We start from the raw sequence: 20436 nt of genomic DNA, 5'->3' as shown, positions 1-20436 counted from the left end.
TGGAGCTGGATGCGGCTGTTTCAGCCAATAATTATCCATAGACAGTTAATTTCATCATTTCCTTTACAACAAGAAAGCCTTGCAGCTACAGGCTCCAAGGCTTTATCAGGCTATCTATTTAAATGACAAAATTCATTTGCTGTTGATCTTCTATATACCTTCCATACATCCATAGGACGAATTCCAATTCTTCGTTACAGAGTTCCCGTTTTAACTCCTTTTCTATATTGCTCACAAATACAGTGTAGTCAATCATTCAGAGTTTATCCTCCTCATTCGAAAAAGTTGGCATCCCCCCACAGGTGCCTGAACGTTAAGTGTTTACAGTTTATTTTACTTTTAAAATGCCAAATATTCAATGCTATTTTCAAAAAATTATAAAAAATAAAGGCAATTTTATTGAAATTTGGCGACTTTTATGCCTGTCTACTAGAAATTCAAGAAAGTATTGAACCGTCAATATTGTATGCGCTTACACTATATATGGTAGGTATACGATCAATAATATGAACAACCATACTCCATCTACGAAATGCCAATAATATTGAAAGATTTTCTGCTTTTCCTGATAAAGTCCATACGGCAGCGTTCGAAAGGAGTGCAGGGTCAACACCACCATCCATAATAAACCGAACAATACATGGACGGCATGCAGGCCGGTCAGGATATAAAAGGAGGATAAAAAGTTGTTCACAGTAAAGGTATATCCTTCCGTCACGTAATGAAAATATTCGTAGATTTCCAAAAGAAAAAAGCCGGCCCCGAGGAAAAAAGTGGCCGCCATGCCCCCCCTGACTAAAGGCATACTCTTCCGGCTCAATCCCTTTTCGGCCAAAAGCAGGGTTGCACTGCTTGCGAACAAGCAGAACGATGCCAGCAAAACCGATGGAACAGAATAGACATCCCGCGGATCGGGGCCGGGATGTGAAGGTGTATAAACGATATACGTGGCAAATAAAACGGCAAACATGATCCCTTCAACGAATAGATAAATGAAAAATCCCATCCTTTTATCCAAAAACAACGCTTGCGCCTGTTTACTCATCGGCAGTCCCCTCCTTTCCGATTGTATTTATCCGTTCATCACGCCACGTCCGCAGCAAGAACATCACCAACACCAGAACGCCGCTCAAGACTGCCAGTATCCACCATTGATAAATCATGGAAAGCGATAACAGCCAGAGTATCGCACCTATGCATAGCGGCTGGATGCTTTTGCCCGCAATTGGAGCAGGCCGGCTATCTGTTCCGGCAGCCATCCGCCTTCCTGCTTGCTTGGCATACCAAAACGCATCCCGCTGATCTACGACCGGCTGCTTTGTAAATGGGTGTTCCGGAGCCGGAGAAGAAACAAGCCATTCCAGCGTCCGCCCTTGCCATGGATCCGCCCCTGCATGGTCCCCTGATTGCCGAGTGCGGATAATGTTCCAGATGAACACAGCCATTCCCGCCCCCATAAGAAATGCCCCGATCGTGCTGATAAAGTTAAATGCAAATAAGTTCTCGCCCCACTGATAGGTGTACGTCCGTCTTGGCATTCCATTCAACCCAGTGATGTGCATGAGGAAAAACGTTAAATGAAAACCAGTGATGAATAAACCCAAATGCCAGATGCCGAGACGACGGTCCAACAATTTGCCCGTTATTTTTGGATACCAGTAATAAATTCCTGCAAAAACCCCCAGTATCGTGGAGCCGATAATCGTATAGTGAAAGTGGGCGACGACAAAGTGTGTATCGTGAAACTGCATGTCCGCTGCCGCGACGGACAGCATCACTCCGGTGACTCCGCCCATCACAAAAGTTGGAATAAAAGCGAGTGCAAACAGCATGGGCACAGTAAAACGGACCACGCCATTCCTCATGGTAAACAACCAGTTGAACACTTTGATACCGGTGGGAATGGCTATCAACATGGTAGTGATCGCAAAAAAGGTATTTGCCATCGGTCCAAGACCTACGGTGAACATATGGTGCGCCCAAACCATAAATCCAAGAAAACCAATCAGGCAAAGCGACAGCACCATCGCAGTATAACCGAACACCTTTTTTCGTGAAAAAGTTGAAATGACATCAGAAAAGATGCCGAATGCCGGCAAAGCCAAAATGTACACCTCTGGATGGCCGAAAATCCAAAACAAATGCTGCCAATATACTGGATTACCTGCTTCACCTGAGAAAAAGGAGGTATCAAACAACCTTTCAAACATCAATAAAAACAAGGCAATCGTCAATACCGGGAAAGCGACCAGAATCAAAAGGGACGTGACGAGCGTGGCCCAAGGAAACAACGGCATCCGGTTCAATTTCATTCCGGGGGCGCGATGTCGCAAAATCGTTACGATCATATTGACAGCCGTCAACGTAGTCCCCAGCCCGGAAACCTGCAGAGCAAATAAATAGTAGTCATTGCCTTCTGTCTGTGTATATGTATCGGTGGATAAAGGAGTGTAGGCAGTCCAGCCCGCATTTGGGGAACTGTCCAGGAAAAAGGCCATATTGAACAGCATGCCTCCGGCCAAGAACATCCAAAAGCTCACTGCATTCAGAAATGGAAACGCCATATCCCTGGCGCCGATTTGCAAAGGAACCGCGATATTCATCAACCCGATCAGCAGCGGCATCGCTGCGAAAAAAATCATCATGGTTCCATGCGTCGAAAAAACTTCATTGTATTTGTCTCCTTGAAACACCCAGAAGTTGTTTTCCGGGACCGCCAATTGAGTACGCATCAACAAAGCGTCGATCCCACCCCGCAGAAAAAACAGAAAACCGAACAACACGTACATGGAGCCGATTTTCCGGTGATTCGTCGTCCGCATATACTCCCAAACCAACGGCCATTTCTTTGTTTTACTCAACCATAGCAAGAGTATCGGCCCCACCAACAACATCATGATCCAGGCAGCTATTACATCTCCAGGCATGTATAATACGTTGTCCCAAATAGGCAATGTCATGTTTTCCACCCTTTATTAAATGAATTCTCTCATTCTTCCTGCAGCCAGTTACGGTAAGCTTTTTCTTGCAATACATCGGTGTCGAACCTCATCAGGGCATGGTTCACGCCACAAAATTCTGCGCATTTTCCCAGGAACGTTCCGGTTTTATCCGGGGTCACTTCAAACAAAATTTCTTTTCCAGGTATGACATCCTGCTTGCCGCCAAGTTCCGGTACCCAAAAGGAATGAATGACATCCTCCGATTGCAGATGGAGGATAGCTTGTTCACCGACTGGTAAAACCAATCGATTCGACTGTTTGCCATTTTCATAGGTGAATGTCCAATCATAGCGTTCCGCTGTCACCTGAATATGAATTGCCGCCTCATTGGCGGCTGCATTGTCTGTTCCGTTTCTCGATTCAGGTGAAACATGGTAGGTGACGACAACCGTCGGAACTGCAAGGATGGCCAACAGCAGAACCGGGAACAGTGTCCACATGATTTCAAGCCGTTTATTGCTATTAATTTCCTCCGGGACGTCATCTTTGTTTTTCGCAGTCTGTTTGTATTTCCAGGCGAATCGAATCAAAAGTACAAACACTACCGCCATCACGGCAATCATGATGGCAAAGCTCAAATAAATTAACATGGCTTGGTCTCCAGCGACCTGGCTGTGCGGGTTCAGTGTCCTGATTTGGCAACCATTCAATAATAAAAGCAATACAATCCAAGCTTTTTTCATCCTATCCACCTTTTCTTTCCTTTAAGGTACTTACGTTACACCGTCATGAAGGTCCCGCATGCCAACCTCCGTCAGAAGAAGAGTTCCCAATGGCATAAACAAGACATACCAGTTATAATGTATTCAAGCAAACTTACAAGGGGAGGTGAAGAATTGGAACAAATCCAACAGCTCGCTTACTTTCAAAAGCAACTGCAGGAAAACGTCCAGCAGCTGTCCGATTCACTGCTCCAAAAGTTGTTTGAAAGTTTTCCGGAAACTTTCCAGGACCATACAGAAATCGACCACGAGTTGTCCTATCAATTTTTGCATGACTTGATCACGACGATTGCCGACTTGCTGCCTGATAATGAAGTTTCCAATCAAGAAGCTGTTAAATGGGGGCAGAAAACCGGCCAATTGCTGGTCGAACGGAAAAACAGTTTATCCGACTCGCTGGCCAAATTGAGTGTACATAAGCGTGTCCTCTGGTCATTCATAGAAGAAATAGCTGCCGAGAATCAATATCACGAAGCTTTGGAAACGATGACAAGAATCGATCAGTTGTATAATCATATCATCCATGGGGTAAGCATTACCCTGAAGGAAGAAGATGAACGAAAATTAAGCAGTTTTGAAGAAAAGTATTTGAAAGCATCAACGCCGATCGTCCCGATTATGGATCAGGTAGCCATACTGCCGGTGATCGGGGAAATAGATGAAAAACGGGCGGAAATCCTTCTCGAGGAAACCACCCAAAAAGCCAGCAAGCTGGCGATTGACTGGTTGGTTATCGACCTTTCCGGCGTTGTTACGGTAAACGATTTATTTGTCAGTTATTTATATAAGCTGCTGGATTTATTAAAGCTGCTTGGAATTTCGCCAATTCTTACCGGCATTAAGCCGGAAATGAGCATAAGGGCAATGAAACTAGGCTTGTTCAAAGACAAAGGCGTCATTACAAAATCGCATTTGAAACAGGCAGTGGAAATGCTCCGCCAGCAGCAAAGCTGATTGGCGTCTGCTCGTATTATCGAACATGATGGCTTTCCCGTTTGAAGCTTGAAAGTTTAACGGGAAAGCCGGCAAGACTATCACTCGTTTTCTTTGTAATGAAAGTTTTCCAGTTTTTGAAGTCTTATCTCCAATTCTTGCAGTTCCTCTTTCGTCGCGATTCCCAGTTCATCAATGATTTTATTTTTCTGATCAGCCTGCTGTTCACTCCATTCCGCCGCTTTCGACTCTCCTCTTTCGGTGAATTTCCGCAGCATTTCTCTCGCTTGTTTCACTGTCAATTCATCGTTCGCCACCATTTCGTCCAACTTCTTTTTCAAGCTTTCTTTTCCAAGTACTGCAGCTCCCAGTCCAAGCAGAAATCCTCTTTTCAGCAAATCACTCATTTACCAAAACCTCCTTTTATGTTTTAAAGAGTGAATCATCTTGTGGTGCTTCCTTGCCAGTGCACCCAACAAAATGAGAAACATTCCACTCGCAAACGCGCCGCCCTTTATGAGTTCGCGGGAGTCTATGAACCAACCAGCGGAAAACACGGCAGCAGCGACAGTTAATAAGAAAAAACAGATGGCTGCGTAAAATAAGTAGTATTGATGCATGAATTTATAGCGCTGTTTGTTTTTTGCCCATTCACGATCCCTTTCCCCATCGTTCATCCAGTCAATCAGTTCTCGTGGCAGCGACAGCAGAGGACGGGCCGATTCTTTAAACACCTCTGTATAAATGGATCCTTTGCCATCCTCACCGGAGGCCCACTGTTTCACGACAGGACGTGCCCATTTCACCATGTCTACTTCCGGATAAATCGATAACAGTACACCAAGCAAGATAGATGCCGCCCTGCCCAGGAATGCATAATCGGCCGGAAGCTGGATCGGTTGTTCTTTCACAAACACTTGAAGATCCTCCATGACCTGTTCCAGCAATTCACCCTGCATCCGCTGTCCTGCTTGCTCCTGATAGATATCGAGTGTTTTCTTCAATAGTTTTTTTATTTTTTCTGTATCATAGTTTTCCAGAAGGAAATCCATTTCAAGCAGCGCATGTATCACACGGTCATAATCATCCAGGATGACTCCTTGCACAACACTCCGCAACTGCTTTGTATCTTCTTTCCGGATTTCCCCTGCCATGCCGAAGTCAAGAACGGCGATCGTTCCGTCTTGTTGAATAAGAAGGTTCCCGACATGGGGGTCCGCATGGAAGACCCCGGGATTGATGAATTGATCGATGTAAAAATCAAATAACGCCTTGGCTATTTGTTTTCGATCGATGCCGTGTTCTTGCATAAAAGAAAGATTATCGATTCTTTCCCCATCGACCCATTCCATTACCAGTACCCTGTCTGTACACAACTCATCATAGTATTCCGGAATGTGGATATTCTCATTTTCTTTGAACCGCTTTTTGAAATAGTTGGCATATTGCAATTCCTGTTCAAAGTCCAGCTCCTGACTCATCACCGAGACAATTTCCTTATATAACTTCTGCAAATCTGCTTTTTTTCCATAAATCGTGAACCGGGATAATAGCCAAAACACGATACGCAGCGCCCGGAAGTCCTTGTGAAAAACTTCTTCGACACGGTGTCTTCTTACCTTTACTGCAACAGGCGCCCCGTTATGCAGCTTTGCCTTGTACACTTCTCCAATAGACGCGGACGCAACTGGATAGCGGTCGAAATCGGCAAGATGTGTTTCCAGATTTGTCTCCCACTCTTCCTCGAGTGTTTGCCGGGAATACTTAAACGGAACCGATTTGACTTTGTCCGTCAGTCCTTCTAACTCTTTTATAAAGGCAGCTGGCAGTAAATCCCTTCGCGTACTTAAAAATTGACCGAATTTTATCATCAAGCCACCGAGTTCCAAAGCATTTTTGCGATACTCTCTGGCTTGCCCGGCCAGCATCCGTTCCCATTTTTTATTGGTTTCCTTGTCCCAGACACGGTGTATGAACTGGAAGCTGTAAATTTGCAGGAGAAATTTCATTGTCATGAAAACGATGCTGTATATTCGGTACAGTGTATTGTATTTCACTAAAACCACCATCCACTATGCACACTCTTATCCAAGGCCGTGCCTGATTATTAGTAATAGATACCCGTATCGGGAGCAGAAAAAACGAGCACCTTTTCACAAAGCTTGTCGTCGGCTATCGAATGAGCCGTTAAAGAAGTCCATAAGCCTAGTCGGGCAGCGGATGCTGTCGTAGAAATGCTACCAAATAACTATTCCAAATATTGCGAAAAAATAACTATAATGATAAATGGCGGAGCACACCTATTGATCTATATTTCGGGGAGGGAATGTTATTTGAAGAAAAAACTAACCGCAATCATTTCTACTAGTGTATTGTCTTTTTCTTTGTTTGCACCTGTTGCTTCCAACCAGACAGCGGCAGCAGAAAGCACGGAAAGATGGAACATCGAGCGGTATGGGGACGAGTTGGACATCAGTGCAGAGTTGAACGAGAAGTCGAAAGATGAGGAGTTTCAAAAAGAAGCAAGAAAGCTGATTAAACAATCAGCAGCAAAAGTGAATTTCAACGAAGCCGAGACGGCAAGCAGTACAACAACCGATGAAGGATTCACATATGATGGCGGAACCAAACTGTTTCTCGATCGCGACTTGAGCTTTAAAGAATTCACCTTGCGCAGCGTAGGCGACAACGTGGAAATTTGGGTTGCAGAGGATCTTAGTTTCCCGGAGGGGGATCCTAGAGATCCACAGGTCGTAACTCAGGAACAGGTAGACAAGCTTGCTGATGAGTTTGACGAAAATATTTTCCCGAAAACAACTGCATTCTTTGGAACTCCTGATTCTCTCGACGGAAGCAATTCTCCGCTTCCGGATATGGTTGGGCTTCCAGAAGGATACTACCAGTCGGAAGATGGCAATGACAAAACAATCATGCTGGTTGATAACATCAAAGACGATAACTACCATGATCCGGATTACCCGTTCTTTGTCGCTGGTTTTTTCTGGAGTACATTGGAGAGCTATATCGACCGAAACATTGTTACAATAGATGCAAATAACTGGGAAGAACGCCTGGAAAGTACTTTCTTCGCCACTACAATGCACGAATTCCAGCATTTGATCCACAATGATAACGACAGTACAGAAACTACTTGGCTTAATGAAGGAATGTCGACATTCTCTGAATATCTAGGGGGGTATGGGCACGATTATGGTTCAATCAACTTCCTGCTCGATCATCCGGAAAATTCCCTGGTGAATTGGGATGAACATGTCGGAGCCGATACAGGTCCGGAAACGATTGCTGATTATGGCCTTGTCTATTTGTTCACTTTGTACAATTACGAGCAATTCGGACAGGAATTCATACGTGATGTTGCTACCAGTCCGCTGCATGGCATTGAAAGCTATAACCAGGCGTACAAGGACTTCGGTATCAAAGAGGATTTCCAAAGCGTCTTCGAAAAGTTCGTCACTGCCTTGTTGATCGATGAAAACCAGAAAGTGAAAGGCAAAAAAGGCATTTATGGTTTTGATTCAATCGACTTACGCGAAATACCGGTAGAAGACGGTGAAACTAGAGGAAATACGGTTAACTTTGAAGAAGCTTCCTTGTACGAAAAAGATGGCGTTCCTGCATGGGGGGCCGATTACAAGCTGCTGGATTTTGAAGGAAAAATCGAAAACATTACCTTTGACGGCGTTGACTTCCTGCCAAGCCCTTGGCAGACTGTCACAGATCCGCTGGGTTCCAGCAACCAGGTTTATTGGGGAAATGATGGAGATGAAGCAGACAATAGTCTGATCTTTGAAGCGGATTTATCGGATGTTTCGGAAGCTTCCCTTCAATTCGACCATTACATTGATATCGAAGAACAATGGGATTTCGGTGTTGTCCAAGTTTCAACGGACGAAGGGAAATCATGGACCAGTCTCGAAAATGAACATACTAGATCAGATGTAGTCGAGGAAGGTTATCCGAAGATCAAAGAGAATGTACCTGGATTCACCGGTTATGTTGATGACTGGCAACAAGAAACGTTTGATTTATCTGATTATGCTGGGCAAAAAAAATATATATCTTTCCGTTATTTGACGGACTGGGGAACGACTGACTCCGGTTGGTTTGTCGATAATATCGCCATTCCAGAAATCGATTTGGTGTATGATGGGTCCTCGATGGATGGATTACAATCAAAAGAGGAGCTGCTTGAACAATACGTCAATTATTCAGTTACTTTCGTCAATGAAGATAAACATGGCAAGTTCAAAGTCTATCATGTGGATCCATTTAATATAACGGAAGCCGACGCTCTGAATTTGCGTAATTTATTTAAAAAAGGAACAAATTATATGACTACCTGGTATGCCGCTCCACAGGGAAGTATTGATTCCGTGCCGTTTGAATACAATATTGAATTAAAAGATAGTAAGGGACCAAAAAAGAAGAAAAAGCAGAAATAAGAACCTGGTTCACTGTACGTCGTGTGCTCCCCTCTTTTACCCATAAAGCAGAACCGCTCTTGCCTTAGCCCGAGCGGTTCTGCTTTTCTTTTCCCTCTATTTAGGAGATATAAATCTAGCATTCTCTTGGAACTTAACTAGATAAAAGTGAAAGATAGAGGATTTCCCTTCACTGTTGACCAAAAGCTTGCTGAAATCCGACGCTGCGGAAAGCGTAGTGGATTCGGGCTGCGGACTACATAAAAATATATCCAGCAATTTTGTTTCGCTTTGTCCGTTCACTTTGTTAGCAGAACGTTATAGAGCAGACTAATACCGCCGCTTTGCGCGGCAACGCTGAACCACCCCCGTTGCGGGGGCGCACTTTTTTCGTCGCTATTCGGTCGCTTCCGCTTTTGTTTCATCCAGCTCCAGCTCCCAGCGACTCCTAAAACTTCCCTCGCCTCCGTACGATAAGTCAACATCGTCGCTTACGCTCCGTGTTTCCTTTATCTCCTGCGGGCGAGGTCCAGTTTTTTCGTCGCTATTCGGTCGCTTCCGCTTTTGTTTCCGGATTGATGACTAGGTCTTTTTCGGCTCTTAGGGTGTATTTTTCACCGTTGACACATATAGGTAGATCTGGTCCTTCGAGCAAGTGGAGAACTAGTTTGTTCACTTCTCTGTCCACTTTGATGACTTGATGGTTGTATTGTACGTGGAAGGAGTAGCTATCCCATTCATCCGGCAGCTGCGGAGCCATATGCAGTCCGTCTTCTTTGATGCGCAAACCAGCAAAACCGAAGACGATCGCCATCCACGTACCGCCCATGTTGGCCATATGCAATCCATCCTTCGTATTGCCTTTGGTATTATCCAAATCAAGCCGGGCCGTTTCAATGAAATAATCATATGCCTTTTTCATATATCCCAGCTTGGACGCCATGATACTGAACACACATGACGACAGCGACGAATCATGGGTAGTGATTTTTTCATAGTAATCATACGTGTTCTCCAATGTGCTATACTGCTGTTCATCCTCCAATAAAAAGTGTGCCAAAATCGTATCTGCTTGTTTGCATACTTGGTATCTATACAAGGTCAACGGATGATAATGAAGCAGCAGCGGTTTTTCTTCATCAGGTGTCTCCGAGAGGTCCCACCTCTTTTTATGAAGAAACGAATCATCCTGGGGATTGATATCCAACTCAGGATCATAAGGCAGATACATATTCTCCGCCGCCCGCTTCCAAGCTTCGATTTCCTTTTTCTCAAAACCAATCTGATCAAATAACTGTTCCGCTATCCGTTCATCCCATTTAGGCAAACGTTCCACAATCTTGGCTGCCCACAGCAGATTATGCTTGGCCATTACATTGGTATAATAGTTATTGTTCACCAGACATGTATATTCATCTGGACCCGTCACCTCGTCAATCGCAAAACTTCCATCTCGTCTGAAGTGTCCGGTATCCATCCATAATCTTGCCGTTTCAATCAATAACTCTGCACCATAATCAAGCATGAACTGCTCGTCATGGGTGGCAAAATAATACTGGATATAACTATAAGCTATATCCGCGCTGATATGATACTGGGCAGACCCCGACGGAAAATAGGAAGAGCATTCCTCGCCTGTTATCGTCCGCCACGGAAACAAAGCTCCCTGCCTATGTCCAAGTGTCCGTGCCCATTGCCTTGCCTGTTCAAGGATCGAGTAACGGTAGATGAGCAGCTGCTTGGCCAATTCTGGATTGGTCATCAGAAAGACAGGAAATAAATAGATTTCCGTATCCCAGAAATAATGGCCTTCATAACCTTCTCCGGACAGTCCCTTGGCGGAAATGTTACTGAATTTATCTCGTCCTGACGATTGCAGCAGATGGTACAAGTTAAAACGGATGCCTTCCTGCAGCTTCGCTTCGCCTTGAATCTCTACATCGCTTCGCTCCCAGAAAAGCTTTAAATAGTCTTCCTGTGACCGGAGGAGGGTTTCGAATTCGACATCCCGCAGACGATAGTAAATGCTTTTCGCCCGGTCCTTCAAATCATCTCCATGCCTCAACGTATCGACATAGATATTTTGCTTAATGATCTCCACTGCATCTGTCTTCTTTTTATCAAATGTGTACGAAAAGTATATCTTTTGTTCATCCTGTTCAATGTCCGGCTCAATATCGTTATTGTTCGGAAGGTAATGGCTCGTGTGGCAGCCGACTTGCAACCCGGAAGTTTCCGTTTCGCACATGATATACCCCGTATCATTATGAACCTCTATATCCTTTACAGCCAGGCTCTTGGAATGGCCGGCAGCGAGGCGCGGGTCATCCATGCTGATGTAATTGGAAATATCCCCGTCCACCGTAGACATTACGGTGACTTTGTCATTGAAATTGATCGGGTCGATAATCACTTTGCTAATAAATAACTCACGATGGATAAAGGATACCATGCGCTGAAAAGTGAGCTTCACTTCCTTGCCGCTAGGGGACAGCCAGTGGATGCTTCTTTCCGTATATCCTTTGTCCATGTGAAGGGTCCGCGTATAATCAAGGATTTCCCCTTCTGTGATGGCGAACTTTTCTTTGTCGTCCCCAATGTATATATCGATGGTCTGAGCATCGATGACATTGAGCATTTTTTGCTGGGTCGCGGGAAAACCGTAAAGCTTCTCGCCATACGAAATATTGATGGTATCATGAAAAGCATTTAAATATGTTCCGCGAATGGACTCAAACGAAGGACCGTAGCCTTCTTCAAAACTCCCTCTCACACCGAGATAGCCATTTCCCAAAAAGAACAGGCTTTCTTCGTTTAAAAGATCGGTATCACGCAAGGAGTGGCTATATATTTTCCAAGTCATGTGCCTCAACCTCCTATGCAATAATGGTGTTTGTTTTGATTACCATATAATAATTCGTCTGTTGTTACAAATGTCCTACTTGAGCAGGGAGTGATGTCATTCTTTGACCCCGCCTTGCGTGAGTCCATTGACAATCTGTCGCTGGAATAGCAATACAATCACCAGTGTCGGAATAGTCACGAGTATCGTAGCTGCAGCAACCTGTCCCCAAAGAATCTCGAATTGGGTGCGCAAAAAGGAAATAGCGACAGGAACCGTATGGTATTCGGAATTGGAATTGATCGTGATTGCCAGCACAAATTCATTCCATGCCGTGATGAACGTGATGATCGCAACCGTGAATACACCGGGTGCCGCCAACGGAAACACGATTTTATAGAGCGTCTGGAAAGCCGATGCACCATCGATCCGGGCAGACTCCTCCAATGCCAGCGGGATTTGGTTGAAGTGAGTGACCAGTATCCAGACAGCCATCGGCAAAGTGATCGATGAGTACGGAAGCGTGATCCAGTAACTATTCGTCCAACCCAAATCGATGAACAAATTATAAATAGGTCCGATTACGATCATTTGCGGAAACATAGAAACAGCCAATACAATGCCTAAAAGTATATTTTTTCCGCGAAAATCAAAGCGGGATATCGCATAGGCGGCAAAGGTCGCCACTATCACGATGTAGACAGTCGTCACACCCGATACAATCAGACTGTTGCCGATCGCCCGCAAAATCCCTTTTTCCATGATTACATCAGCATAGTGCTGCATCGTCGGATTTTCCGGGATGATGGAAAATGGATTGTTGCCGTAAATCTCGCCTGTCTGTTTAAAGGAAGTGATCAAAATCCAGATAAACGGGAAAACGATGATTACTAAGTAAAAAATAAGCATTATCCAAAACGGCCAGCCAAAGCCTTTTTTCTCTGCACCTGCATTATTTGCCATCATGCTTCCCTCCTTAATTTCTATCCATGATGTTCGTTCCAAGGAATTTGACATAAATAGTGGAAATGATCGCGACGCACACAAACATGATCATGACGACGACAGATCCGTATCCAAAATTCGTCTGGCCGAACATCACTTTATACGAGTAAACCGACAAGGTTTCGGTCGAGCCTCCCGGACCGCCACCGGTCAACACGTAAATCAAATCGAAAATCCGGAATGCATCCAGTGTCCGGAACAATAAAGCGACGAGAATCGATGGCTTCAATAACGGCAAGGTGATACGGAAGAAATTCTGGACTCTGCCCGCTCCGTCAATCGACGAGGCTTCATATAAGGAGCCTGGAATATTTTGCAGGCCGGCCAACAGCAAAATGGCCATATAAGGAGTGGTTTTCCATACGTCAGCCAGGATTGCCGCGGTCATTGCCCCTGCTCCTGTCTGCATTAAATCGGTCGGTTCATCCAGCAGCCCAATATTCGAAAAAATTTCGGCCACGACACCCGCACTGCCATCGTACAGATAGCTCCACATCAAGGCAGCCACCGCGGTAGGAATCGCCCAAGGAATCAAAGAGGTAGTCCGGATAAACCCTTTTCCACGAATCCCCTGGTTCATGACCATGGCCATGCCGAGCCCGAGAACCAACTCCAATGCGACACTGGCAAACGTAAATACAAGAGTATGCTTAAGTGCATCAAGCACAAAATGATCCTGTAATGCCTTTTTATAACCTTGGAAGCCAATGAAATTGGACTCTATCAAACTGTTTTTGATATCTTCCACTAGCAGCGGCAGGTTTTCTTCTTGCTGTAATTCATAGTTATCAGCCAATGTCTGGACCGTCGAATCGGCATTTTCATAAGCAGCTTCTATCTGTTTCTTTTGCTCACTGCTGATCGTGATGACTCCTTCTTCATTATCGAATTCCTCATCCAGGCTGTTCAATTGGTCGATAACTTCCTGGGCATTGGCTTTGTCTTCTTCACCTGTAATTGTCTCCATGTCCTGGGAGATAAAGCGATCGACATACAAGGATGTTTCCTTGTATAAATCGACATTAAACCGTTCATTTAGGTAAAGTCCTGATTTTGTACGGTCATTCAACTGAAAGTCGAAGAAGCTGTACGTAAAGGACTGAAGAACCGGCCACAGGGAAAAGATGCCGATTAGCAACAGAATAGGAACAATAAATAAAAATTCACGAAAACCCATTTTTCTCATAAGGCTATGTCCCTCCCGACTCTTGATATAATGCGGTTCTTCCTTTTCATAACAATGAAAGTGGAAAAGGGCCCTTGTGAAAGAGCCCTTTTATTCCACCTGTATTTTTCTGCTCCTTATTCTTCTTCGCTGGTGGCATCCTCGATCGTTTGGACTGCATCGTCCAGGCCTTCCCCGGAGCTCAAGTATTTATGGACAGCAACCTGGATTTCGTTTGAGATTTCCGAGTAATCTGCTGATACCGGACGGGCAATGGTGCTTTGAAGCGCATTTTGGAATCCTTCCATCGTCAGCAGTTCATTGGAATCAAGCACTTCCTGGTCTTCAAGCAATGGATTGTATCCTGGCAGATAGCTTCCTTCTGTAGAAAGAATTTTCTGTCCTTCCGGGCCTGACAAGAATTGAATGAACTCCCAGGCGCCCTCTTTCACATCGGAGTTCGCGTTGATTCCCAACAGCCAGCCGCCGACAGACCCGCCATTCGGAAGCGGTGCTGCTTCCACATTCTCTACGTCGACTGTCGCCCCGCTTTCTTCCGGATTTTTAAGCCGGCCATAGATATACGGCCAGTTCCGCTCAAAAACGGCATTCCCGTTTTCAAAGGCAGTGGATGCCTCTCCTTCTGCATAATTCAAGATATCGTCGGGTGTCCAATCAGCAGTAGTGAAATCATACATCGTTTGCAAGCCTGATTCCACATCTTCGAATTGGTTGGTAAATTCGTTGGCATTCACTGTCAGGCCTTCATATTGCTTGGATTGATAAACAAACCCGTTACTGATGTCATTTTCCGAGGCATAACGCCCGGCCATTTCTCCAAGTTCTTCATAGGTATAGTCGCCGGAAATCAACTTTTCAGCATCTTCATCCGAGACAATATCATTGCGGAAGAACAACAGACCCACATCCGGGAAGTATGGAAGGGTATATTGTTTCCCTTTGTAGTTTCCGGATGTCATCGATCCGGCATTGAAGTCATCGATATTCAAACCTGCATCATCCATCATCATATCGATCGGCTCCAAGTATCCAGCCCCGGCGAATTCTCCAGCCCAGACCACATCGAGAGACAGAACATCATATTCTCCCGCTTCGCTGGATAAAGAAGTAAGTAATTGATCATGCATTTGTGCAGAGTCGTTGGTCATCTGTGTCCATTCCACTTTATATTGATCCTGACTATTGTTAAATTCTTCAATTGCAGCCTTGGTTGCAGGTGTATCATCACTTTGTGCAGCAAATGTGACGGTGGTTACTTCCCCGCTTGATTCGCTATCGGAACCTCCGGTTTCACCGGACGTTTCCTCTCCGCTTTCCTGGCTGGATTCTTCGTCTCCCCCGCATGCAGCCAGCACAAGCGCCATTAGTGCAATAGCAAATAAAAATGACAGCCATTTTTTCATGTTGATTGACCTCCTTGTTATTTATATATATTTAACTATAATTAATTGTATAACGATAGCGCTTTCAATGAATACTAAATTTTTTAGATTGTTATTAAATTTTTAGATAGAAATGGAGAGAAGGCCATGGATCATTCGACCCAGAACCCGGTGGTTACCAGTTACCTGACAATGAAACTGGAAAACAGGAACAATGAGTACTATCACCCTTCCTTTCTGCTGGAAAGTCAGCTGCTTGCAGCAGTAGCCCGGGGAGACATCGAAAAAGCCACCCACATCATGCAAAGCATCAATAAGGATAGACGCCCTAAGCTTGCCCACACCCCGCATCGTTCCATGAAAAACTCACTGATTTGCTCCTGTACGCTGTTAACCAGGGCGATCATCAACGGTGGAGTTGATCCGGAGACAGCTTTCACGCTCAGCGATGCCTATATACTGGAAATAGAACGCCTGGATAATTTACAAGCACTCGACCAGATGGAATATGTAATGCTGTCCCATTTCGTCCAAACCGTCAACACAGAAAAAAAACTTCCATATGGGAAAGTGGTAAATCGGGCTATTACGTATATCCAATACCACATTCTTCAGGATTTAAACTTGGATTCTATCAGTAAATTCTGCTTTGTCCATCCAAGCTATTTGTCCCATCTTTTCAAAAAAGAAGTCGGCATTTCTATCGTTAAATACATCAATAAGAAACGGATTACGGAGGCAAAGTATTACTTGCTCCATACCACGAGTTCCATCTCGGAAATTGCCCTGCTGTTCAAATTCTGCAACCAAAGCTACTTTTCTTCCCAGTTCAAGCTTTATGAAGGCATGACACCCCGGGAATTCCGCAATCTTCACATGAAATAAATCCGAGGTTATACAACGGTTTATTTAGGATATAAATTAGCATAAACCGTTTTCCCTGCATTGAATTGGAAAGGAGATTTATGTGGAACAACTGATTAGAGAAAAGTTGACTGCGATCGGTGACTTTTCATCGGTAAACACAATACGTCAGGTAGGCGGAGGTGATATCAACCAGGCATACTATGTACGCACACAGGAACGGGAGTACTTTATTAAAGGGAACAACAATATCCCCCCTCACTTTTTCCGCGTTGAAGCAAAGGGCCTTCGTTCCATTGCAGAAACGAGAACTGTAGCTGTGCCGGAGGTGCTTGATTACGATGAACCCGAAAACGGGAAGACCGGTCTGCTTGTGATCGACTGGATTGAAGGAATTCCTGCCAGCACTACGACAGAACAGCTTGGCAGAAAGGTTGCGGAAATGCACCAGCACCAAAACAGCCAGCATGGCTTTTGCGAAGACACGTTTATCGGGACGCTTCCACAGCCCAATGGATTGTTTGACAGCTGGCTCACTTACTACCGTGAACAGCGCCTTGAACCACAGTTGCATACCGCTGTCTCGCAAGGCAATATGCCGGAAAAACGCCGAAAGCGGATGGCCGTCCTTCTCGACAGGCTGGATGACTGGATTCCTGCATCCGTTCCCCCGTCCCTGCTGCATGGTGACTTATGGGGTGGGAATTGGCTGCCGGGTCCTGATGGCGAGCCTTTTTTAGTCGATCCTTCTGTACTTTATGGTGACCGACTGTTTGAACTCGCTTTTACCGAAGTATTCGGAGGGTTCCCGGATGATTTTTACAAAGCTTATCGGGAAGCATATCCTATACCGGACTATTACTCCGATGTAAAACCTTTATACCAGCTTTATTATTTATTGGTTCATCTGAATATGTTCGGGGAAGTGTACGGACCATCAGTCGACCGTGTTTTGAGTGAATATATCGGATAATGTAAAAAGTTGCTTATGAAAAATTTGCACAAAACGGTTGGCTAATTCATGTTTATGCATTAAAATGAATATTGCTGTATTTTTATACTTACTTATCATTATTTTTTATTGAAGAGATATGTTGTCATCTCTTCAAGGGAGGACCTTATGGAAAACAAAAAGTACACACTGGCTGACCATCTTAAATTTATCATTCCTTCATTGATTGGTATATTCCTTTTTATGACTCCTATCGCTGTCGATGGAGAGGTGACGATTCCGATTGCCATCCTGTCCAACTGGCTCCAGGATTTATTGGCTGATCAGCTTTCCGCCATCATGACGGTTATCATTGCCATTACAGCGATTGCAAGTCTGATAGTGAAGCTAGCCGGAAAGCAAGTGCTGGATCGTTATCCCTTTTTCCAGCAGCTTTTCCATGTCAGCTGGTTTTGGCTGATAACCCGGATTGCCGCAATGGTATTTGCCATTATGGTTTATTTCGAATTAGGCCATGAAGCAATATATTCGGCTGACACCGGCGCTTTTATTCTCGGGGACTTGCTGCATGTATTATTTAGCGTATTTTTATTTGCCGGCTTGTTCTTGCCGCTTTTATTGAATTATGGACTGCTGGAACTATTCGGTACGCTTCTTTCCAAAGTAATGCGCCCTTTGTTCAAACTTCCCGGCCGGGCATCCATCGACTCGCTTGCCTCCTGGCTCGGAGACGGGACAATCGGTGTTTTGCTCACGAGCAAGCAATATGAAGAAGGGTACTATACCAAAAGGGAAGCTGCAGTTATCGGGACAACTTTCTCGATTGTCTCCATTACCTTTACTCTTGTAGTAATATCCGAAGTGGGTCTGATGGACATGTTCCTTCCTTTCTATGCCACTGTACTGTTGGCAGGGTTTGTGGCAGCCCTGATTATGCCCAGGATTCCGCCGCTTTCACGCAAAGCGGATACGTATGTGGACAATAGCGACCAAGTGAAAGACGAAGGGATTCCAGAAGGACAGAACATCTTTACCTGGGGATACCGCCAGGCGGTTGACCGTGGCGGGCAAGAAACAAGCGTGTTGAAATTTTTCAAACAGGGTGCCCAAAACACGCTGGATATGTGGATGGGTGTCGCACCAGTGGTCATGGCATTCGGTCTTGTCGCCCTGATTCTTGCAGAATATACACCGTTTTTCCAATGGCTTGGTGTTCCGTTTATTCCATTATTGGAAGTAATGCAGATACCAAATGCAACGGAGGCTTCGCAAACGATATTGGTCGGCTTTGCCGATATGTTCCTGCCCGCGATTATCGGCAGCTCGATCGAAAGTGAGCTTACCCGGTTTGTGATTGCAGCACTTTCTGTCACTCAGTTGGTTTATATGTCCGAAGTCGGGGGACTGCTGCTTGGATCCAAGGTACCGGTGAAGTTTTATGAATTGGTGATTATCTTTCTTGAGCGGACCATCATCACCTTGCCGATCATCGTTCTGGTAGCCCATCTCATTTTTTGATTCGTCACTCTCGGAGCTGTTTGGCAAAGCGGAATCCCTCTGGATCGCTTAGAAGGCTCTACCAGAGTGTGAAAGTGCCCTAACCAAGTCTCTTCTTCTAAAAAAGGAGTTGCCCTTCGCAAGATTTGGCGGAAAAACATCAAGCAACAGCCATGGATGTTTTTATAAAAAACAAAAACCGAACGGATTCGAATGCATAGGCATTTCGTACCTCGTTCGGTTTTTGCTTTTGTACCGGCTGTATCATCTATGTCATCACCGCTGCTTGCGATGGGAGAAGAGTTTTTCCTTCAACAAGGAAGCATTTCCTTCAATAAACGGCTGCCAGATGGTAAGTATCGTTTTGTTGGATAGTACGAGTACGATCGCCATGGAAACAGCAGCAAAACCGATGATATCCACTGGATGGTTGTAGAAAAGCAAATCTTCCTGGCGGATATACTGGATGAAAAAGCCATGAAGCAAGTAGACATACAGCGTACGCTTCCCGAATTCGGTCCATATTCCATGCTTCCGCGGAACCCAGGCGAATATGCTGAGCGTCATAACCAGTGCAGAGCCGTAAACGGCAAGCCGCGACAATCCGCCGGAAGTGGACGCATCCATCGCTGCGTACGACTTGGAACCGAGCAGCCAGTCTGTTGAAAAATCAGGGTAAATACTTATAACCAAAACGGCTGCTGTCATGATGATCAGCGAAGCTGATTTAACCAATTTGGTTTTGACCAGCATAACTTGTTCCTTGGTCAGCCAATAGCCAAGCAGGAAAAACGGAAAAAACACAAACGTCCTGGATAAACTGAACGAATGGCCGATATTATCGAAGTATCCTACTACTATTCCCAAAAGGACTGCCACTGTCAGGCCTTTGAACATCGACAGCTTGCTGAACACGATCAGTAGCAGGTGCCAGCAGAACAAGCTGAATAAAAACCAAAGGGACCAGTGCGGATAAAAAGGAGCTGCCATCCAGTCCCCTTTCCCGATAAAAAAGTAATAGATTGTATAGAACAATTGGAAAATCATATACGGCAAAAGCAGTTTTTTCGATAACTTCGCTATATAGCCCTTACTTCCCGAGCCTTTTGCAAAGAATCCCGACAGTAAGATAAACGCCGGCATATGAAATATATAAATCCAATGATATAAGACATTGATTACTGCTGAATCGGTTTTTAACGGTTGAATCAAGTGACCGAAAACTACCAGAAAGATCAGCAGGAACTTGGCATTGTCAAAAAATGCATCCCTCTTCATGTTCCTCATTCCTCCGCGAAAATAATCATCGTACTTTTTGTTCCTGTATAATTAATACCCATTCTAATCATATTTTCGCATTCTGATGAGCAATTTAAAGAGGTTGTTATGGAATTGTCATGTAACTTAAACAGCTTGTAAAAAAATGCAAAGCCTTGCAAAAAACTTTACCCTGTTACCATGGTAACAGGGTGGGGGACTGACCCATTGGCATTGCATCAATGGGTCACCCTCCCTTATTAGTTAAAATTTTACATTGTGGTCTTGATGTAAGATAAAAAAAGAGAATCCGGTCTTAAAGTAGACCTAGTTCCCATTATTTTACATGTAT

Annotated in this window: 16 protein-coding genes; 5 read left to right on the top strand and 11 right to left on the bottom strand. The window is 44.7% G+C overall.

From position 1 onward, the window contains the following. Positions 1–118 precede the first annotated feature (118 nt). The 4 genes from ABVF09_RS16775 to coxB all read right to left on the bottom strand — a co-directional run bounded on the left by ABVF09_RS16775 (position 119) and on the right by coxB (position 3685). Positions 119–256 (bottom strand): hypothetical protein, encoded by a 138-nt coding sequence (locus ABVF09_RS16775; protein WP_153463595.1) that lies wholly within the window; start codon positions 254–256, stop codon positions 119–121. Between the two features lie 216 nt (positions 257–472). Beyond that, complete coding sequence (locus ABVF09_RS16770; protein WP_153463598.1) at positions 473–1045, bottom strand: cytochrome c oxidase subunit 3; 573 nt, start codon at positions 1043–1045, stop codon at positions 473–475. After that, positions 1038–2960, bottom strand: coding sequence for a cytochrome c oxidase subunit I (locus ABVF09_RS16765; protein ID WP_371069699.1), 1923 nt, complete (start codon positions 2958–2960; stop codon positions 1038–1040). Before ABVF09_RS16765 ends, ABVF09_RS16770 begins: the two co-directional genes overlap by 8 nt. 29 nt (positions 2961–2989) lie before the next feature. After that, a complete protein-coding gene (gene coxB / locus ABVF09_RS16760) occupies positions 2990–3685 on the bottom strand; it encodes a cytochrome c oxidase subunit II (RefSeq protein ID WP_371069698.1) in 696 nt (231 codons plus the stop codon). Positions 3686–3838: 153 nt separating this feature from the next. Between coxB and ABVF09_RS16755 the strand changes: the two genes are divergently transcribed. Beyond that, the gene (locus ABVF09_RS16755) at positions 3839–4678 is read left to right on the top strand and encodes an STAS domain-containing protein (protein ID WP_026570831.1); all 840 of its coding nucleotides are present in this window, start codon (positions 3839–3841) and stop codon (positions 4676–4678) included. Positions 4679–4758: 80 nt separating this feature from the next. On the opposite strand, the gene ABVF09_RS16750 is transcribed toward ABVF09_RS16755, so the two are convergent. Beyond that, positions 4759–5064, bottom strand: a complete 306-nt coding sequence (locus tag ABVF09_RS16750) for a phasin family protein (protein WP_026771903.1) — start codon at positions 5062–5064, stop codon at positions 4759–4761. Then, the gene (locus ABVF09_RS16745) at positions 5065–6714 is read right to left on the bottom strand and encodes an ABC1 kinase family protein (RefSeq protein ID WP_371069697.1); all 1650 of its coding nucleotides are present in this window, start codon (positions 6712–6714) and stop codon (positions 5065–5067) included. Positions 6715–6990: 276 nt separating this feature from the next. Between ABVF09_RS16745 and ABVF09_RS16740 the strand changes: the two genes are divergently transcribed. Beyond that, positions 6991–9120 carry a choice-of-anchor J domain-containing protein gene (locus ABVF09_RS16740; protein WP_371069696.1) on the top strand — a complete coding sequence of 710 codons (2130 nt, stop codon included), beginning with the start codon at positions 6991–6993 and terminating at the stop codon, positions 9118–9120. Positions 9121–9643: 523 nt separating this feature from the next. Here ABVF09_RS16740 and ABVF09_RS16735 read toward each other — a convergent pair. The 4 genes from ABVF09_RS16735 to ABVF09_RS16720 all read right to left on the bottom strand — a co-directional run bounded on the left by ABVF09_RS16735 (position 9644) and on the right by ABVF09_RS16720 (position 15535). After that, complete coding sequence (locus ABVF09_RS16735; RefSeq protein WP_371069695.1) at positions 9644–11962, bottom strand: glycoside hydrolase family 65 protein; 2319 nt, start codon at positions 11960–11962, stop codon at positions 9644–9646. Positions 11963–12058: 96 nt separating this feature from the next. Continuing rightward, on the bottom strand, positions 12059–12850 hold the full coding sequence (locus ABVF09_RS16730) for a carbohydrate ABC transporter permease (RefSeq protein WP_035426988.1): 792 nt from the start codon (positions 12848–12850) through the stop codon (positions 12059–12061). Positions 12851–12917: 67 nt separating this feature from the next. After that, the gene (locus tag ABVF09_RS16725) at positions 12918–14132 is read right to left on the bottom strand and encodes a carbohydrate ABC transporter permease (RefSeq protein WP_026570836.1); all 1215 of its coding nucleotides are present in this window, start codon (positions 14130–14132) and stop codon (positions 12918–12920) included. Between the two features lie 116 nt (positions 14133–14248). Continuing rightward, positions 14249–15535, bottom strand: coding sequence for an extracellular solute-binding protein (locus ABVF09_RS16720; protein ID WP_371069694.1), 1287 nt, complete (start codon positions 15533–15535; stop codon positions 14249–14251). Between the two features lie 126 nt (positions 15536–15661). On the opposite strand from ABVF09_RS16720, the gene ABVF09_RS16715 reads away from it, so the two are divergent. The 3 genes from ABVF09_RS16715 (at position 15662) to ABVF09_RS16705 (ending at position 18848) form a co-directional block, all read left to right on the top strand. Beyond that, positions 15662–16399, top strand: coding sequence for a helix-turn-helix domain-containing protein (locus ABVF09_RS16715; RefSeq protein ID WP_026771909.1), 738 nt, complete (start codon positions 15662–15664; stop codon positions 16397–16399). A 76-nt stretch (positions 16400–16475) separates the two neighbouring features. Next, positions 16476–17351 (top strand): fructosamine kinase family protein, encoded by an 876-nt coding sequence (locus ABVF09_RS16710; RefSeq protein ID WP_152525556.1) that lies wholly within the window; start codon positions 16476–16478, stop codon positions 17349–17351. Between the two features lie 147 nt (positions 17352–17498). After that, positions 17499–18848: a YjiH family protein gene (locus ABVF09_RS16705; RefSeq protein WP_026771911.1), complete on the top strand. Its 1350-nt coding sequence runs from the start codon at positions 17499–17501 to the stop codon at positions 18846–18848. A 255-nt stretch (positions 18849–19103) separates the two neighbouring features. Here the strand turns inward: ABVF09_RS16705 and ABVF09_RS16700 are convergent, their stop codons facing one another. Next, complete coding sequence (locus tag ABVF09_RS16700) at positions 19104–20105, bottom strand: acyltransferase family protein (RefSeq protein WP_371069693.1); 1002 nt, start codon at positions 20103–20105, stop codon at positions 19104–19106. Positions 20106–20436 lie beyond the last annotated feature (331 nt).

It is taken from the genome of Sediminibacillus sp. JSM 1682029, assembly GCF_041366435.1.
GTDB lineage: Bacteria > Bacillota > Bacilli > Bacillales > Amphibacillaceae > Sediminibacillus > Sediminibacillus terrae.
Note: the sequence above shows the minus strand (reverse complement) of the source record. Positions and strands in the feature narration are given on the sequence as shown.

Excerpts from the sequence above, each read along its gene's own strand:
- ABVF09_RS16770 (WP_153463598.1), bottom strand. The coding sequence starts at position 1,045 with ATGAGTAAACAGGCGCAAGCGTTGTTTTTGGATAAAAGGATGGGATTT.
- ABVF09_RS16725 (WP_026570836.1), bottom strand. The coding sequence starts at position 14,132 with ATGAGAAAAATGGGTTTTCGTGAATTTTTATTTATTGTTCCTATTCTG.
- ABVF09_RS16730 (WP_035426988.1), bottom strand. The coding sequence starts at position 12,850 with ATGCTTATTTTTTACTTAGTAATCATCGTTTTCCCGTTTATCTGGATT.
- ABVF09_RS16750 (WP_026771903.1), bottom strand. The coding sequence starts at position 5,064 with ATGAGTGATTTGCTGAAAAGAGGATTTCTGCTTGGACTGGGAGCTGCA.
- ABVF09_RS16715 (WP_026771909.1), top strand. The coding sequence starts at position 15,662 with ATGGATCATTCGACCCAGAACCCGGTGGTTACCAGTTACCTGACAATG.
- ABVF09_RS16720 (WP_371069694.1), bottom strand. The coding sequence starts at position 15,535 with ATGAAAAAATGGCTGTCATTTTTATTTGCTATTGCACTAATGGCGCTT.
- ABVF09_RS16705 (WP_026771911.1), top strand. The coding sequence starts at position 17,499 with ATGGAAAACAAAAAGTACACACTGGCTGACCATCTTAAATTTATCATT.
- ABVF09_RS16700 (WP_371069693.1), bottom strand. The coding sequence starts at position 20,105 with ATGAAGAGGGATGCATTTTTTGACAATGCCAAGTTCCTGCTGATCTTT.
- coxB (WP_371069698.1), bottom strand. The coding sequence starts at position 3,685 with ATGAAAAAAGCTTGGATTGTATTGCTTTTATTATTGAATGGTTGCCAA.
- ABVF09_RS16735 (WP_371069695.1), bottom strand. The coding sequence starts at position 11,962 with ATGACTTGGAAAATATATAGCCACTCCTTGCGTGATACCGATCTTTTA.
- ABVF09_RS16775 (WP_153463595.1), bottom strand. The coding sequence starts at position 256 with ATGATTGACTACACTGTATTTGTGAGCAATATAGAAAAGGAGTTAAAA.
- ABVF09_RS16765 (WP_371069699.1), bottom strand. The coding sequence starts at position 2,960 with ATGACATTGCCTATTTGGGACAACGTATTATACATGCCTGGAGATGTA.